Annotated in this window: 14 protein-coding genes; 5 read left to right on the plus strand and 9 right to left on the minus strand. The window is 64.2% G+C overall.

What is annotated here, in order from left to right; translation table 11 throughout:
* The first annotated feature begins 99 nt into the window (after window positions 1-99).
* Together dapD and ACFY5D_RS05465 are read left to right on the plus strand one after the other, a co-directional pair.
* Complete coding sequence (gene dapD / locus ACFY5D_RS05460; RefSeq protein ID WP_387526101.1) at window positions 100-1,059, plus strand: 2,3,4,5-tetrahydropyridine-2,6-dicarboxylate N-succinyltransferase; 960 nt, start codon at window positions 100-102, stop codon at window positions 1,057-1,059.
* Entirely contained in the window at window positions 1,049-1,963 is a 915-nt protein-coding gene (locus tag ACFY5D_RS05465; protein WP_387526104.1) for a hypothetical protein, read from the plus strand. The genes dapD and ACFY5D_RS05465 overlap by 11 nt, the downstream gene beginning before the upstream one ends.
* 31 nt (window positions 1,964-1,994) lie before the next feature.
* Here ACFY5D_RS05465 and ACFY5D_RS05470 read toward each other — a convergent pair whose 3' ends face one another.
* The 4 genes from ACFY5D_RS05470 to fdxA form a co-directional block, all read right to left on the minus strand.
* On the minus strand, window positions 1,995-2,540 hold the full coding sequence (locus tag ACFY5D_RS05470) for a hypothetical protein (RefSeq protein WP_387526107.1): 546 nt from the start codon (window positions 2,538-2,540) through the stop codon (window positions 1,995-1,997).
* Between the two features lie 265 nt (window positions 2,541-2,805).
* On the minus strand, window positions 2,806-4,089 hold the full coding sequence (locus ACFY5D_RS05475; protein WP_387526110.1) for a citrate synthase: 1,284 nt from the start codon (window positions 4,087-4,089) through the stop codon (window positions 2,806-2,808).
* 103 nt (window positions 4,090-4,192) lie between these two features.
* Window positions 4,193-5,302: a succinyldiaminopimelate transaminase gene (gene dapC / locus ACFY5D_RS05480; protein ID WP_387526113.1), complete on the minus strand. Its 1,110-nt coding sequence runs from the start codon at window positions 5,300-5,302 to the stop codon at window positions 4,193-4,195.
* Between the two features lie 9 nt (window positions 5,303-5,311).
* Window positions 5,312-5,635: a ferredoxin gene (gene fdxA, locus ACFY5D_RS05485; RefSeq protein ID WP_209997901.1), complete on the minus strand. Its 324-nt coding sequence runs from the start codon at window positions 5,633-5,635 to the stop codon at window positions 5,312-5,314.
* A 327-nt stretch (window positions 5,636-5,962) separates the two neighbouring features.
* Here fdxA and ACFY5D_RS05490 point away from each other — a divergent pair, with 327 nt between their 5' ends.
* Together ACFY5D_RS05490 and ACFY5D_RS05495 are read left to right on the plus strand one after the other, a co-directional pair.
* On the plus strand, window positions 5,963-6,214 hold the full coding sequence (locus ACFY5D_RS05490) for a hypothetical protein (RefSeq protein WP_387526117.1): 252 nt from the start codon (window positions 5,963-5,965) through the stop codon (window positions 6,212-6,214).
* A 104-nt stretch (window positions 6,215-6,318) separates the two neighbouring features.
* On the plus strand, window positions 6,319-6,819 hold the full coding sequence (locus tag ACFY5D_RS05495; protein WP_387526120.1) for a helix-turn-helix domain-containing protein: 501 nt from the start codon (window positions 6,319-6,321) through the stop codon (window positions 6,817-6,819).
* 80 nt (window positions 6,820-6,899) lie between these two features.
* Here the strand turns inward: ACFY5D_RS05495 and ACFY5D_RS05500 are convergent, their stop codons facing one another.
* The 3 genes from ACFY5D_RS05500 to ACFY5D_RS05510 form a co-directional block, all read right to left on the minus strand.
* A complete protein-coding gene (locus tag ACFY5D_RS05500) occupies window positions 6,900-7,304 on the minus strand; it encodes a hypothetical protein (protein ID WP_387526123.1) in 405 nt (134 codons plus the stop codon).
* Window positions 7,305-7,323: 19 nt separating this feature from the next.
* Window positions 7,324-9,234: a translational GTPase TypA gene (gene typA / locus ACFY5D_RS05505; RefSeq protein WP_387526126.1), complete on the minus strand. Its 1,911-nt coding sequence runs from the start codon at window positions 9,232-9,234 to the stop codon at window positions 7,324-7,326.
* 425 nt (window positions 9,235-9,659) lie between these two features.
* Entirely contained in the window at window positions 9,660-10,853 is a 1,194-nt protein-coding gene (locus ACFY5D_RS05510; RefSeq protein WP_387526129.1) for a mechanosensitive ion channel, read from the minus strand.
* Window positions 10,854-11,596: 743 nt separating this feature from the next.
* Here ACFY5D_RS05510 and ACFY5D_RS05515 point away from each other — a divergent pair.
* Window positions 11,597-12,655, plus strand: a complete 1,059-nt coding sequence (locus ACFY5D_RS05515) for an LLM class flavin-dependent oxidoreductase (RefSeq protein ID WP_387526132.1) — start codon at window positions 11,597-11,599, stop codon at window positions 12,653-12,655.
* Window positions 12,656-12,777: 122 nt separating this feature from the next.
* Here ACFY5D_RS05515 and ACFY5D_RS05520 read toward each other — a convergent pair whose 3' ends face one another.
* Together ACFY5D_RS05520 and ACFY5D_RS05525 are read right to left on the minus strand one after the other, a co-directional pair.
* A complete protein-coding gene (locus tag ACFY5D_RS05520) occupies window positions 12,778-14,109 on the minus strand; it encodes a sensor histidine kinase (protein ID WP_387526135.1) in 1,332 nt (443 codons plus the stop codon).
* A complete protein-coding gene (locus ACFY5D_RS05525) occupies window positions 14,106-14,765 on the minus strand; it encodes a response regulator transcription factor (protein ID WP_387526138.1) in 660 nt (219 codons plus the stop codon). The genes ACFY5D_RS05520 and ACFY5D_RS05525 overlap by 4 nt, the downstream gene beginning before the upstream one ends.
* Between the last annotated feature and the right edge of the window lie 89 nt (window positions 14,766-14,854).

Raw genomic sequence — 14,854 nt, forward strand, 5'->3', positions numbered from 1 at the left:
CCGAGGTCCAGTTCGATCGGGGCGGTGGGCTCAAGTTCGGGGTTTGGGTTGCTATGCACAATTCCAGATTAGTGCCTTGTGCCACGTTAGGATTGATTCATGACTCCGCTAGACACGCCTTCAGTTGATTCCCCGCGCCCGCTGCGCATTGCCTCGGCCCACGGCCTTGCCACCTACGCCTCGGACGGTTCGGTGCTCGACGTGTGGTTCCCGGAACCGCACATGGGCAACCTCGAAGACGCCGCCAAGATCGCCGGCGAGCTGGCCGCCGCGGCCAAGTCCGACGCCGAGCGCGGCACCACCCAGGCCGTGGTCTCGCTGGAGATCGACGTCGACGTCGCCCCCGCCGACACTGCCGACGTGTGGCTGCGCCTGCACCTGCTCTCGCACCGACTGGTGCTGCCCAACGACGTGAACCTCGACGGCGCCTTCGGCCTGCTGAACAACGTCGTCTGGACCAACTTCGGCCCGTGCGCCGTCGAGGGCTTCGAGGCCACGCGCCTGAGGCTGCGCAGCCGCGGCGTCCTGAACGTCCTGGGCGTCGACAAGTTCCCCCGCATGCTCGACTACGTGGTTCCCTCCGGCGTGCGCGTCGCCGATGCCGGCCGCGTGCGCCTCGGTGCCCACCTGGCGCCGGGCACCACCGTCATGCACGAGGGCTTCGTGAACTTCAACGCCGGCACGCTCGGCACCTCCATGGTCGAGGGCCGCATCTCCGCCTCCGTCGTGGTCGGCAACGGCTCGGACGTCGGCGGCGGCGCCTCCATCATGGGCACCCTGTCCGGCGGCGGCAAGGAGCGCATCACCATTGGCGAGCGCGTCCTGCTGGGCGCCAACTCCGGCGTCGGCATTTCCATCGGCGACGACTCCGTTGTGGAGGCCGGGCTTTACGTCACCGCGGGCACCCGCGTGCAGCTCAACGACCAGACCGTCAAGGCAGTGGAGCTTTCGGGCGTCCCGAACCTGCTCTTCCGCCGCAACTCCGTCACCGGCGCCGTGGAGGCGTTGGCGCGAGCCGGCCAGCACGTGGAATTGAACAGCATCCTGCATGCCAACTGATGCACACCAAAAGGTGATGTCGCTGGGCTCCCACACCGGGGATGCCCATCGACATGGCCGACATGTGCGGCCCCGCACCTGGGGCCGCACGTTGCTGGCACTGCTCATTGCCTGCGGCTTGATCGGCGGCGGCCTCTACGCCGCCATGAATTTCATCGGCCTGGACCAAAACATGGTGCGCGAAAAGTGCATGGCCGTCGTGGGATCCGAGAGCTACACCCTCTCCCCCGAGCAGGCCTCGAACGCCGCACTGATTTCCGCGGTGGCCACCAAGCGCGGCCTGCCCGAACGCGCGGCAGCCATCGGCATCGCCACGTCGATGCAGGAATCCAAGCTCACCAACATCGATTACGGCGACGGTGCCGGCCCCGATTCCCGCGGCCTCTTCCAGCAGCGGCCCAGCATGGGCTGGGGCACGGAGGCGCAAGTGATGGATCCGGCCTACGCGGCCGGCAGGTTTTTCCAGGAGCTCGAAACCTTCGACTACTCCGCGATGGCACTGACCGAAGCGGCCCAGAAGGTGCAACGCAGCGCCTACCCGATGGCCTATGCCAAGCACGAGGGCATGGCGAAGGCCTTCTCCGCACCGCTCACCGGCAACGCCGTCTCGGCGCTGAACTGCACGCTGCGCGCCGCGGACTCGGCGGGTTCTCCCGCGAAGGTCGAGGCGGCATTGCGTGAGGCAACCGGCATCACCAACGCGGTGGTCGACGGGCCGCGGCTCAAGGTCCCGGCGAAGGGCAAGCAGGGGTGGGCCGTCGCGCAGTGGGCGGTGGCAAACGCCGGCGTCATGAACACCGAGTCCGTCTCCTACGCCGGGCTGGTGTGGAACCGCGCCCAGGGCGCATGGGTCTCCGCCGCAACCACCGACGGCTACGTCATCATCCAGTCGGCCACGCCGTAGCCCATGAATGCACGGGACAGCGCCCCCGGCCCTACTTCATCATCTCGATGATCGGTTGCAGGTAGCTGCGGAACAGGTCGGCATCCAGCATCAGGTCCTGGCTTAACAGCACGGTGTCCGGCTCGACAAACCAGGCACGCGGTTCCGCCAGCGGCAACTCCACCATTTTCAGGTGCAGGTCGTCGACGCCCTCGCCGTCGAGTTCGCATTCGAAGAACAGCTGCGACACAAGCGCCGAGCGCTCATTGGTGTTTTTCCTGCAGTAATCCTTGTACTCCCCCAGCCGGTTCTGCGTCCAAGTGAACGCATTTCCGTAGTGGGCGCGCAAGAGGTGCTGCAGGCTCGGCGAATCGGAGAACTCCGCAAAGTCCGGTTCTTCGTCCAAAGCCGACGGCGAATGCCCCCCGCGCAGGATGCGCTCCCACCAGCTTTGCCATTCCTGCCGCAATTCACCGGCGGATCCCTCGGCCAGCTCCCTCGCCGCGGCGGGCTTCACCCTGGGACACAGCGGTGCAAGGCACGGGGTTCCTAGCGGTTCGATCGCCGCCAAATCCCGAATATACAGTGCCAGCAACATCTCACGGTGGGTATCAGCTGAGACTTTCCAACCGGGACCAGACTCTTGAACCATGAGGCACACTCGTTTCCATCAAAAACCAACGCCTACTTCAAGAATAGCCCCGAAAGCAAGCGTTGGGCCGAAAAAAACGCGCCACTTCGCGCCAGAACGCAAAAGGCCCGGCAGGCGCCGCCTCGATTCATTCGAAGCAACGCCCGACGGGCCTGGGAACTCAAGATTGCCGGCGCTGCGGATCGGGAAAGCTCGTCCGCGCCGATCCGTTTTAGCGGTTCGGGTAGTTGCGCTCGGCTTCGCCCACGTACAGCTGGCGCGGGCGGCCGATCTTCATTTCCGGATCCTGCAACATCTCGCGGTACTGTGCGATCCAGCCCGGGAGTCGGCCGATGGCGAAGAGGACGGTGAACATCTTCTCCGGGAAGCCCATGGCCTTGTAGATCAGGCCGGTGTAGAAGTCCACGTTCGGGTAGAGCTTGCGCGAGATGAAGTAATCATCGTTCAGCGCGCGCTCTTCCAGCGACATGGCGATATCCAGCAGCTGGTCGTTTCCGCCGAGCTTGGAGAGGATCTCGTGTGCCGTCTCCTTGATGATCTTGGCGCGCGGATCGTAGTTCTTGTAGACGCGGTGTCCGAAGCCCATGAGGCGGACGCCGTCTTCCTTGTTCTTGACCTTCTCCATGAAGTCTGCGGGGTTCAGGCCCTCGGACTGGATCTGGCGCAGCATCTTCAGGACAGCCTCGTTGGCGCCGCCGTGGGCGGGGCCGGAGAGTGCATTGATGCCCGCGGACACCGAGGCGAACATGTTCGCGTTCGACGAGCCGACGAGGCGCACGGTGGAGGTCGAGCAGTTCTGTTCGTGGTCCGCGTGCAGGATCAGCAGCTGATCCAGCGCCTTGACGATGACCGGATCCATCTCGTAGGGCTCGGCGGCAAGGCCGAAGCTCAGACGCATGAAGTTCTCGACGAGGTTCATCGAGTTGTCCGGGTACAGCAGGGCCTGGCCGATGGACTTCTTGTGCGCGTAGGCGGCAAGGACCGGCATCTTGGCAAGCAGGCGGATGGTCGAAAGTTCGACCTGTTCTTCGTCGAATGGATCCAGCGAATCCTGGTACCAGGTCGACAGCGCCGTCACGGCCGAGGAAAGCACCGGCATCGGGTGCGCTTCGCGCGGGAATCCGCCGAAGAAGCCCTTGAGCTCCTCGTGCAGCAGGGTGTGGCGGCGGATCTTCTGGTCGAATTCCTCCAACTCGGTGGCCGAGGGAAGGTTGCCGTAGATCAGCAGGTAGCTGGTCTCGAGGAAGCTGGACTTTTCGGCCAGCTGCTCGATCGGGTAACCGCGGTAGCGCAGGATGCCCGCGTCGCCGTCGATGTAGGTGATTGCGGACTTGGTCGCCGCGGTGTTCATGAAGCCCGGGTCGTAAGTTACGCCACCCGTCGCCTTCAAGAGCGGAGCGATGTTAAAGCCATTGTTGCCTTCTACAGCGGGTACAACAGGGAGTTCGATGTTGTTGCCGCCGAAGCTGAGCTGAGCAGAATTGTTTTCCGTCATTGTCTCTCCTAACCGGAATACAGATGGATCCGATGGTCAGTAATCAGTGCCACGCTACCGTTTAGTAGGCGAATGACACCAATCGGTTGGTCACGTTAAGGAATCAACGAGCCGCATTCAGCCGCTGAACAGCGCTGGCAATCCGTTCGTCGCTTGCGGTGAGCGCTATGCGCACAAAATTCGCACCGGCTTCGCCATAGAACGCGCCGGGGCCGGCGATAATACCGAGCTCCGCCAGACGCCCCATCGTGAGCCAGCAATCCTCGTCGGCGGTGCACCACAGGTAGAGTCCCGCCACGGAGTCCTCGATGCGCAACCCGAATCCCTCGAGCGCGGGGATCAAGGCCTCGCGACGCGCGCGATACAGGGCTTTTTGGGCCGCAACATGCGCCTCGTCGGCAAGCGCCGCGCGCATTGCATCCTGCACCGGGGCGGGCACGATCATGCCCGCGTGCTTGCGGCTGTTGATCAGTGCCGGCATCAGGTTCGGCGCCCCGGCAATGAACGCCGCGCGGTACCCGGCGACGTTCGACTGCTTGGACAAGGAGTACACGGAAATCAGGTCCGTGTGATCTCCCCCACAAACGGCCTCGTCGAGCACGCTCGGTACACCGGACTCGTAGTCGCCCCACCCCAATTCGGCGTAGCACTCGTCGGATGCGACGACGGCGCCAAGCGAGCGGGCGTCGTCAACCAGGGCCTTGAGGGTGGCAGCATCGTGCACGATGCCGGTCGGGTTTCCCGGGGAATTGACCCACACGAGCTTGACCCGGGCGCGGTCCTCCGCGGAAAGTTCCGCCAGCGAATCGGCGGCGATCGACTCCGCACCGGCGAGCGTGGCGCCGATGTCGTAGGTGGGGTAGGCAACCACGGGGCGAACCACCAGGTCCCCCGCACCCAGCCCCAGCAGCAGTGGCAGCCAGGCGACCATTTCCTTGGACCCGACGGTCGGCATCACGTCATCGACGCCCAGTCCGTGCACGTTGCGGCGGCGGGCGTACCATTCGACGATGGCCTCGCGCAGTTCAACCGTTCCGTGCGTGGTCGGGTAGCCGGGTGCATCGGCGCCGGCGCGCAGCGCCTCGATGACAACCTGCGGCGTGGGGTCGACGGGGGTGCCGATCGACAGGTTGACGACCCCGTCGGGGTGCTCGGAAGCCTTGGCCGTGTAGGGCGCCAGCGCTGTCCAGGGGTACTCGGGAAGACTCAACATGCGGGGTGGTTATTCCTGGTTCTGCGGCGGGAGCACGGAAATGATCGGGTGGTCGATGCCCATGTTGCCGAGCTTCGCGGCTCCGCCGGGCGAGCCCACCTCGTCGAAGAACTCGACATTTGCCTTGTAGTACTCGGCCCACTCGTCGGGGACGTCGTCCTCGTAGTAGATGGCCTCGACGGGGCAGACCGGTTCGCAGGCACCGCAGTCGACGCATTCGTCGGGGTGGATATACAGCGAGCGTTCACCCTCGTAGATACAGTCAACGGGGCATTCTTCGATGCATGCCTTGTCTTTGACGTCGACACATGGCTGGGCGATGATGTAGGTCACGGTACCCGGGGCCTTCCTTCACTACGGAAAATGTTCGGTGGGTTTGCATGCTGCTAAGCGTGCTTGAGACAAGCTTAGTCCTGCCCCGACTAGATTGCCGCAGCAGCACGTTGAACAGGTATTTCTCACATCTATCGCTTGTCCCCACAGCCCCGAACCGGCGAATTCTTACGTTCCGCGTCACGCGATGGTGCCTCCATGGCCCTTGGCGAGGGAATTTTTACGCCATGCGTCGCCCCGCGGAGCCACCGCACGCCCACTGCGGGGGAATTCTTACGCCATGCGTCGCGCCCCCATGCAGGTGCAGCCAGCCCCTAGGATTGGTTCATGAGCACGGACTTTTTCGCTTCCCTGGACCCCGGCGCCCGAGTGGTGGTCCGCTATCGACTCTCACCCGGGGAACTAGGCTCGGCAGGCGAACGGCTGAGCGACGCCCTGGGATACCTGTTGGAGATCAACGAGAAGTCTGTAACGGTGCAGACCCGCACCGGGGAAATTCACATAAATCGCGAGTCGATCACCCATGCAAAGCTGGTTCCCCCGCCCCCGGAGCGTAGGCACACCGCGCCCGGGAGCTGACCCGGCAAGCCCCGCAGTTGCCTGTCTGGTACGGAAAACCGACGTCGCCGCACATGTGATTTGAATGATTCAATCAGTGGCGGATTTTCACGTATGCTGATCTCATGGCCACAGATGAAGAGCTACAGGCCCGTGCGCGGGCGCTTAGCTCACCGCTCCGTCTTCGCATTTTGCGACTCTGCTTGCACGAATCCCGCACCAACAAGGAAATAGCGGACCTGCTGGATATCAATCCGGCCACCTCGCTGCACCATGTGCGCACGTTGCTCGCCAACGGGTTCCTCGCGGCCGAGGAGACCCGACGCGGCAACCGAGGCGCCAAGGAAGTGCCCTACCGAAGCACGAAGCTCTCCTGGGGCACCAAGCTGCCTGACGCTGCCCCGTTGCTTGTCGACACGTTCCTGCAGGAAATCGACGGCCTTGCCCCCGAGGAAATCCAGGTCCTCCGGGTCGGACTGAAACTCAGCGAGGCCACCCAAAAGGAAATGCTGTCCCGCATCCATGCGGTCATCGAAGACTACGCAATGCGCGAGCCCGATGCCGACGGCGTCGCGACCTCCCTGTTCATGGCCCACCACCTGGACTTGAACTCGAACCAGCGCTAAGCCCACGGCGGCGGCAAAACCGCCAGAGTACGCAAAATGCCCGGAAGGATTTCCTTCCGGGCATTTCCCGTATTTTGTGGCTAAACCTTGGGCTGTGGCCGCGCGCGCAGGTGGCGCGAGACCATGAATACCGCAATGACAACCGGGACGATGATTCCGTAGACCCAGATGGTTCCTGCCAGCGCGGGGCCGGGCAAGACATCAAGGTATTGTGCGGAGACGATCATCTGGTTGTGCGCATCGGCCGAGAACAACGCCACCAGGACGTAGGTGCTCAAACCGCTCAGCGCACTGACCCACAGTTTCCCGCGAAGCATCCCGACCCAGTAGGACAGGGCTCCGGTGAACAACAGGGCCAGGGCGGCGCCCCAGGGAATCGGGGTGTCCCCCGCATAGGCCACGGAGGCATGCAGGATCGTTCCCACCACGGCGGCAAGCGCCCCGGCGGCCAAGGCCGCCAGGACGCTACCGAGCACGGGGGCCAAGGAGCCCCCTTGGCGCTGGTTAGGCCTTGGCTCGTGCACGGTTGACCTTGGCGCGTTCGCTGGCATTCAGGACGACCTTGCGGATGCGGATGGCTTCCGGGGTGACCTCGACGCACTCGTCTTCGCGAGCGAATTCGAGAGACTCTTCAAGGGTCAGGATGCGCGGCGGGGTCATGTTCTCGAAGGTGTCCGAGGAAGCCGCACGCATGTTGGTGAGCTGCTTTTCCTTGGTGATGTTCACGTCCATGTCATCGGCGCGCGAGTTCTCGCCGACGATCATGCCTTCGTAGACCTCGGAGGTCGGCTGCACGAAGAAGGACATGCGTTCCTGGAGCTTGATCATCGCGAACGGGGTGACCACGCCGGAGCGGTCGGCAACGATCGAACCGTTGATGCGGTATTCGATCGGGCCGCACCATGGCTCGTAGCCCTCGGCCAGCGAGGAAGCGATGCCGGCACCGCGGGTGTCGGTCAGGAAGCGGGTGCGGAAACCGATCAGGCCACGGGCCGGAACGACGAATTCCATGCGGCACCAGCCGGTACCGTGGTTGGCCATGTTGGTCATGCGGCCCTTGCGGGCTGCCATCAGCTGGGTCACTGCGCCGAGGTATTCCTCGGGGACGTCGATGGTCATGTGCTCCATCGGCTCGTGGACCTTGCCGTCAATCTTCTTGGTAACAACCTGCGGCTTGCCGACGGTCAGCTCGAAGCCTTCGCGACGCATCTGCTCAACGAGGATGGCCAGTGCCAATTCGCCACGGCCCTGAACTTCCCAGGCATCCGGACGCTCGGTCGGCAGGATGTTCAGTGAAACGTTACCGATCAGTTCCTTGTCGAGGCGGTCCTTGACCTGGCGTGCGGTGACCTTGGCGCCCTTGACCTTGCCGGCCAGCGGCGAGGTGTTGATACCAATGGTCATCGAGATGGCCGGCGGGTCAACGGTGATCAGCGGCAGCGGCTTCGGGTTTTCAAGGTCGGTGAGGGTTTCGCCGATCATGATGTCTTCGATGCCTGCAACTGCAACGATCTCGCCCGGTCCTGCTTCTTCGGCCGGAACACGGGTCAAGCCCTTGGTGGCGAGCAGTTCGGTGATCTTGACCTGCTTCAGAGTGCCGTCCTGGCGCGCCCAGGCAACCTGCTGGCCCTTGCGCAGGGTGCCGTTGAAGATACGCAGCAGTGCCAGACGACCCAGGAACGGCGAGGCGTCAAGGTTGGTGACGTGTGCCTGAAGGACTTCGCCTTCGTTGTACGTCGGAGCCGGAACGTGCTTGATGATGGTCTCGAACAGCGGCTCGAGGTCCTCATTGTCCGGCATGGTGCCGTCTGCAGGCTGGTTGGCCGAGGCGAAGCCGGCCTTGCCCGATGCGAAGACGATCGGGACGTTCAGGATCTTGTCCAGGTCCAGGTCCGGTGCTTCGTCGGCCAGGTCCGAGGCCAGGCCCAGGAGCAGGTCCATGGAGTCGGAGATGACGCCGTCGATGCGGGCATCGGCACGGTCGGTCTTGTTCACGACGATGATGACCGGCAGGTTGGCAACGAGTGCCTTACGCAGCACGAAGCGGGTCTGCGGCAGCGGACCCTCGGAAGCGTCAACGAGGAGAACAACGCCGTCAACCATGGACAGGCCGCGCTCCACTTCGCCACCGAAGTCGGCGTGACCCGGGGTGTCGATGATGTTCATGGTCATCTGCTTGCCCTCGGCGGCCGGGCCGCTGTAGAACACGGTGGTGTTCTTGGCAAGGATGGTGATGCCCTTTTCGCGTTCGAGCTCGCCAGAGTCCATCACACGATCTTCGGTTTCACCGTGGCTGTCGAATGCACCAGTCTGCTGGAGCATTGCGTTGACCAAAGTGGTCTTGCCGTGGTCAACGTGCGCAACGATTGCTACGTTACGCAGGTCGTCACGACGAATGAGAGTGGAATCTGACATGCGAAAAGGCTCACTTCTTCTAGAGAATTTTGGGTCTCGGGGTTCGGGGCCACGATTGACCCAATTCACTATTCTAGTCCTTCTGGAAAAACTGACGGAAATCGTGCCGAACATCACCCGGCTGTACGAGGCAAAATCCGAGGCAAAATCGACCCTGATGCGTGGAACTGCCGTCAATCATCCCCGTCATTCCGCGGTTTTCAGCCGAAGGTCGCGAGCGGTAAATCACACGTATTTTTTATGGGAAATTCCAAGCTAGCGAGGGCCATTGATAAGGCAAGCACCGTGGATCCGCTGAGCGATTCATTCTGGGAACCGAGGTGAAACGCAACATTGAGCCACCAAGCAATGGGTGGCCCCGGACCATGCAGCCCGAAACCACCCATTCGACAAGCTCCGAGTCCTTCAACGCGGCATGCGTGCAGCTAGCCCAGCGGATCCACCGGTGCCGGCGGCGTGGCCGGAGGCATCTTGTGTTCCATCCGTTGCAATGACCGGGCAGCCGCGTCGCGCCCACCTAGGCCGTAGGCGAGGGCCGCCGCGAGCGCGCCACCGATAACGACTGCACCAAAGGCCATGTTGATGATGGAGTCGGCCAGGCCCATGTAGCTCAGTCCCATGGCCACGAACAACGCGATCGTCGCGTAGCGGATCACCGTGGACGCGGTGCCCTCCCCCATGATCTTGACGAGGATGTTCGCGATCAGGAATCCGGCGGCAATGATCAAGCCGCCGAATAGGACACTGCCGGCCAGGGCCAGGATCTGGTTGAGGATGACGGTGACTTCCGGGAAGTTCAGCAGTCGTGCTGCCATGATGCCGAAGAACAGCATGATGGCGATCTTCACCAGCAGGGCAATGATGGCCGAGGCACTCTGGCCCTCGCGGACGATCCCCCATTTGCGCACCATCTCGTCGACGCCGACCCCGTGCAATGTGCTCTGGAGAATGCTGCCCGCGAATTTCGCGATGGCGTAGCCGATTCCCAGCAAGATCAGAGCCGCAATGATTAGTGGAATTGCGTTCAGAATCAGGGCCAGCATCTGCTGTGCGGGATCGGATATGGCCGCGATGCCAAGGACCTGCAGCGCGCTGATGCCCACCACGATAATGATGATCGCAAAGAGGATGTTTCCGATGACGGAAATGATTCTTGCGTTCCGTTCTCGCGATTCGACGGGGTCCGGCTCCTCCTGCTTGCGCATGACCTTGTTTGTCAGGCGGCCGAAGTCGACAGTTCCCAGCGCCGTGGTGACCAGCTGGCGGACGATCTTGGCGATCATGTAGCCGATGAAGAAGACGACACCGGCCCCGATGACGTTGGGGATGAACCCCATGACGTTGGCAAGCAACTGCTGTACGGGCGCCAGCACCTCCGAGAGGGCAAATACCTGCAGGATGGCGACAAGGCCGAAGAGCCAGACGATCAGTGCCGCGATCGTTCCGAGCGAATTGCCAAGCGGTTCGCCGTCGTTCCCCTGACGCTGAAGCAGCTTGACTCTGCCCACCAACTTTCCGATGGCCCACTTGACGAACTTGGCCAGCAGCCACGTCGCCAAGAGGATGATCAACGCAAAAACGATTTTCTGCACCGTTCCCGCCCAATCGAAATTCGCCATAAAACCACTTCCGGTGTCCACGTGAACTCCTTCGTTTGAATGGTCCTAAATCCGGCCAGTTATCCCTTCCGAATCTGACTATAGGAAACATCCAACGGTGACCTTATACAACCTTTGTTGCTACCGAACTTGGCTGCGGGGCGCGCTGCCGGCTTCGGGCGCGGCCGGGACGCAATTACTTCGCAGAAACACAAAGCAAGCGGGCCCCCGAAGGCATCCACACATCGGGGGACGGACGGCATCACGGCTCCCAGCCGCACCCCGAAGGTTTGGTTGTCTTGTTCGGCATTGAACTGGTGGCCCGCAGTCGCCGGAGCGCCACTTGCCGCACGGCGGTAAGACCCGTCCCTGGTACGACGAAGCCCCCTGCCGTCTGGCTTCTTGCCGGATGGGCGCTAAACGATGAAGCTGAACCCCACCTCTTTGGGCAGCCGAGGCATCCCGCCGCTGCGAACGATTCCGGGGCCGCCATCACGGCAGTACGCCGCGGCGCACCCAACGGCACGCCCAAATGCACTCCGCCATCCGAAGCAACGCCGGGGACAAGAACACGGCGATCCGGTCCCGAATGGTGCCGTCACCCGCCACCCAAGGACATTGCCATCCTTGGGTGATCTCGTGACATATAGACTCAATTCCAGTGGCAACGACTTAGTGGGTAACTTCGCGCCATTCCCAGAGGCTGCTACCGATCCCCGGCATAGCATGAAGATTGGCCGCACACACAGCTCCTAAGGAAGCATATGCCTGACTCCTCTCGCCCATTACGCAAGCTTGGTTTCCTCACGATCGGCCTGTTCGATCCGGCGGATCCGGCGGCCGGACACGAATCGACGTTGCAGGTCATCGAACTGGGTGAGCAACTTGGATTCGACAGCGCCTGGCTGCGCCACCGGCATCTTCAGTTCGGAATTTCTTCCCCCATTGCGATCATGGCCGCAGCCAGCCAGCGCACCTCGCGGATCGCGCTCGGAACCGCGGTCACACCCATCGGCTGGGAGAACCCATTGCGTCTGGCCGAGGATCTGGCCACGGTGGACCTGCTCGCCGGCGGACGCATCAATCCGGGCCTCAGCGTGGGCGAGCCAATGCACTACGACACGGTGAAGCACGAGCTGTACCCGAATTCGGCCGACCTTGAGGACTTCGATTACACCCGCGTGGAACGGCTTGCCCGTTTGGTCGCCGGGGAACCGGTCCGTGAATTTTCGGGCAAGCAGGGTGTCGTGGAGGAATTCTCCAACCGCGTCGAGCCGCACTCTTCCGGGCTTCGCGATCGCCTTTGGTACGGGGCAGCAAGCAGGAGATCGGCCGTCTGGGCCGGAGCACACGGATTCAACCTGCTGACCAGCAGCGTGATCTTCCCCGAGGCCGACCAAGAACCGTCCTTCGCCGACATCCAGCAATCGCAGATCCGTGCCTTCCGTGAAGCTACCGCGGCGTCGCCTGACGCGAGCGGGCCAGCCAGGGTTTCGCAGGGACTGGTGGTGATTCCGACCGACTCTGCCACAGCGCGGCAGCGGGAAAAGTACCAGCGCTACGTCGACGAACGCACTCCCCGCACCCGCGCACCGCAGGGTCCCAAAAGGATGCTGTTCGCCCCTGATCTCATCGGCACCAGCGAACAGATCGCCGAGCGACTGCACGCACACGCGGGATTCCAGGAGGTCGACGAGGTGGCATTCGCGCTGCCCTTCAGCTTCGAGCACGAGGACTACGTCCAGATCCTCACCGACATCGCCACCACGTTGGGACCGGCCCTGGGGTGGACTCCCGCAGCGGACGGAGAAGGCCAAAACTAGACGGCTGGGTGGATGCAATCCGCCGGCCAACGCAAGACACCCCGAACCACCTGCACGGCATGCGGGGGCACAGGGGTGTCTTGGCGCTGGAACGACGTTGCTGCGGCCGCCACGCCGCGCACTCAAGGCGTCCGCGGTGGATCCGTTCGGTCGTCAGCGGAGTGCCCGGCGAGCGGGATCGTGGCACGCGCGATGGTGCCGTTCCCCTCCCCCGCACGCCCGAGCAGCTGCAGCTCGCCGCCCAGGCGCTCGAGCGTCCGCGCCGTGATCGCGAGGCCCAGGCCGGTGCCGGGAATGTCCTGGCCCGCCTCGCGGTGGAATGCGGCCAGCGCCCTCTCCGGCTCGCGGATTCCCGGCCCGCTGTCGATCACGTCGAGCCGGATCCACGTCGGTCCCCTCCGCGCGCGCACCTCGATGGGGCCCGCGGATCCCGCGTAGCGGATCGCGTTGTGCACCAGGTTCTGCAGGACGATGCGGGTGCCGGCCTCGGGGACGGGGGCATCGCCCGCGTCGCCGAGGTCCCAGAGCACGTCGGATTCCCCTCCGTCGTCCATCTCCACGACGTTTCCCGCGACGACCCGGGCGATCTCCTCGAGCGGCACCCGCCGGTCGACCCGCGGGGTTTCGTCGCCGAGGACCAGCAGCTGCTCGCAGAGGGCGCGCAGCCGCGCGAGGCCCCTTTGCAGCGCATCCTGCCGCTGTACGCGGTCCGCATCCGTGGTGGCCGCGAGCAGGTGCTCCGCTTGGAAGGAGACCGCCGCGACCGGCGTGCGCAGCTCGTGGGCCGCCTCGGCCGCGAAACGCCGCTGCCCCTCAAGAACCTCCGCGGCACGGAGGTGGTGGGCCTCGAGGGCGTCGAGAAAACGGGCCAGCTCCTTGGGTACGCTCATGCCCGGCAACGGTGCGAGGGATCCGTCGTCACGCCGTTCGAGCTCGCGGCGCAGCGCGTCGACGGGTCTCAGGGCCCACGCGACGACGAGCCAGGCCACCAGGATCAGGAAGGGCGCGCCGAGCACGATCGGCATGACGGTGGAGAGCAGGGTCTCGTTCACCGCGTCCTGGCGGACGGCGATCGGCTGGGCGACGGCGATCCTGCGTCCGTCCGCGAGGGAACGCACCATGACCCTTTGCGGGCCGTTGTCCGTCGCAACGGTGGCGAGGCCGTCGGACGGGATCGCGGGCAGGTCGCGGGACTTCCCGCCGCCGTCCAGCACCTCAACCACCAGGCCGGACTGGCTGGACGTTCGCGAGACGCCGTTCTGGGCGAAGCCGGCGCCGGGGGTCCCCACGATCTCGGCCACCCTCGTGAGCAGCCCGTCCTGGGCCTCCTTCGCCTCGACGAACGCCCGGTGGTACGACCATGCGGCCGTGGCCGCGGTGACCAGCAGGACGAGCACGACGAGCGCGGCGACCAGCCGCGACCGGAGGGACAGGGTCCGGCGGTGCGTGCTCATCGGCCCCTCGGGATCATCCAGCCCAGGCCCCGCACATTGCGGATGCAGTCCGCCCCGAGTTTTCCGCGCAGGCGCTTGATGATGAAGTCGATCGCGTTCGACTCGATCTCCACCTCGCTCCCGTACACCCGGGACTCAAGCTGGGCGCGGGAAAGAACGACGCCTGGATGCCGGATCAGGGCACGCAGGAGGGCGAGCTCGCGCCGGGTTAGCGGAACGGGGACGCCATCGTGGCCGGTCGCCGTCGCCGTCGCCTCGTCGAGGGCGATGCCTCCGGCGCGCATGACGGCCGTGGCGTGCGGCGAGCCGCGCCTGCCCACCGCCCGCAGCCTCGCGTGCAACTCCTCGTAGGCGAACGGCTTCACAAGGTAGTCGTCGGCCCCGGCATCCAGCCCGGTGACCTTGTCCGACACCGCTCCCCTGGCGGTCATCACGATGACCACGGGCCCGCCGCCGTCATCCCCCGCGCGCAGGGTGCGCAGCACGTCGATCCCGTCCAGTTCGGGCAGTCCCAGGTCGAGGAGGACGACGTCGAAGTCGCCCAGCCGCGCGTAGTCCGCGGCGGCCTTTCCGTCCGTCACCACCTCGACGACGTGCGCGTCTTCGACGAGCCGCTGAGCGAGCGCCGATGCGATCATCGGATCGTCCTCGGCCATGAGGATCCTCATCCAGTTTCCTTCCGTTGCCCGGGGCTTGTTGCCCGGGGCGTCGCCGCTCCGTCGTGCCCGACCGGCGCACGACGGAG

It is taken from the genome of Paeniglutamicibacter sp. NPDC012692 (genome assembly GCF_042901625.1).
In the GTDB taxonomy this organism is placed as follows: Bacteria; Actinomycetota; Actinomycetes; order Actinomycetales; family Micrococcaceae; genus Paeniglutamicibacter.